This is a genomic window from Erythrobacter rubeus (assembly GCF_014705715.1).
Taxonomy (GTDB): Bacteria; Pseudomonadota; Alphaproteobacteria; order Sphingomonadales; family Sphingomonadaceae; genus Erythrobacter; species Erythrobacter rubeus.
The window spans coordinates 1-1,346 of record NZ_JACXLC010000003.1 but is presented as its reverse complement, the minus strand read 5'-3'; the positions used below and the strand labels follow the sequence as shown (position 1 = coordinate 1,346).

General features: G+C 61.1%; 1 protein-coding gene. It reads left to right on the top strand.

Annotated elements, in window-relative coordinates; genetic code table 11:
* Positions 1-1,346, top strand: a 1,346-nt coding sequence (locus tag IB285_RS14930; protein ID WP_190789162.1) for a cadherin-like domain-containing protein, incomplete at both ends; no start/stop codon positions are given.

Below are 1,346 nucleotides of genomic sequence, written 5' to 3'. Positions count from 1 at the left end.
AAGATGTTCCGGTTAATATCGATGTGCTTGCCAACGACAACGATCCCGATGGCGATGCGTTGACGGTCATCTCGGCTTCGGCTCCCAATGGCACGGTGGTGATCGAGGCCGACGGCACGCTCATTTACACGCCGGATGCAGACTTCAACGGCAGCGATACGATCACCTACGAGATCAGCGACGGCGAGGGCGGCACATCGACCGCAACAGTCGCGGTAACCGTCAATCCGGTGAACGATGATCCGATCGCGGTTGGCCTACCGGACCAGAGTGGTGAGGATGGGCAGATCGTTACGATTCCGACAGCAAGTGCATTCAGCGATCCCGATGGCGATGCGCTGACCTTCTCGGCGACCGGCTTGCCTACGGGCCTGAGCATCGATGCGGCGGGCAACATCACCGGTACGATCGATCCGTCTGCATCGCAGGGCGGCCCGCTAGGCGACGGGATCTACCAGGTTGCCGTTACTGCCGATGATGGCAATGGTGGCTCCGTTAGCGCCGTATTTATCTACTCGGTCCAAGATGTTGCTCCGATCGCTCAGGACGACACCGCGACCACGGCGGAAGACACACCGATTACGGTGGCGGTGCTCGCGAACGACAGCGATCCCGATGGTGATCCGCTGACGATCACCAGTGCGAGCGCGGACAATGGCACCGTTGTCATCAATGCGGATGGTACCCTGACCTTCACGCCGAACGCGAACTTCAATGGTGAAGCGAACGTCACTTACGAGATCAGCGATGGCGAGGGCGGGGCCGCTACCGCAACGCTGACCGTAACTGTGACGCCAGTGAACGATGATCCTGAGGTTGTCTCGGCGCTACCCGGCCGTGTTGATGTCGACGGTTCGCCGGTCAACCTGTCTGTTGCAGGCAATTTCGACGACTTGGATGGTGATGCGCTGACCTTCTCGGCGACTGGGTTGCCTACGGGTCTGAGCATCGATGCGGCGGGCAACATCACCGGTACGATCGACCCGTCGGCATCGCAGGGCGGCCCGCTGGGCGATGGGATCTACCAGGTTACCGTTACTGCCGATGATGGCAATGGCGGCACGGTCTCGACGACCTTCACATGGACGGTGACCAACCCAGTTCCCGTGGCGGCCGACGACACCGCGACGAGCGACGAAGACGTGGCCGTCAACATCGATGTGCTTGCCAACGACAGCGATCCCGATGGCGATCCGCTGACGGTCACCAGCGCGAGCGCGGACAATGGTACAGTGGTGATCGAGGCCGACGGCACGCTCACCTACACGCCGGATGCAGACTTCAACGGCAGCGATACGATCACCTACGAGATCAGCGACGGCGAAGGCGGCACATCGACCGCAACA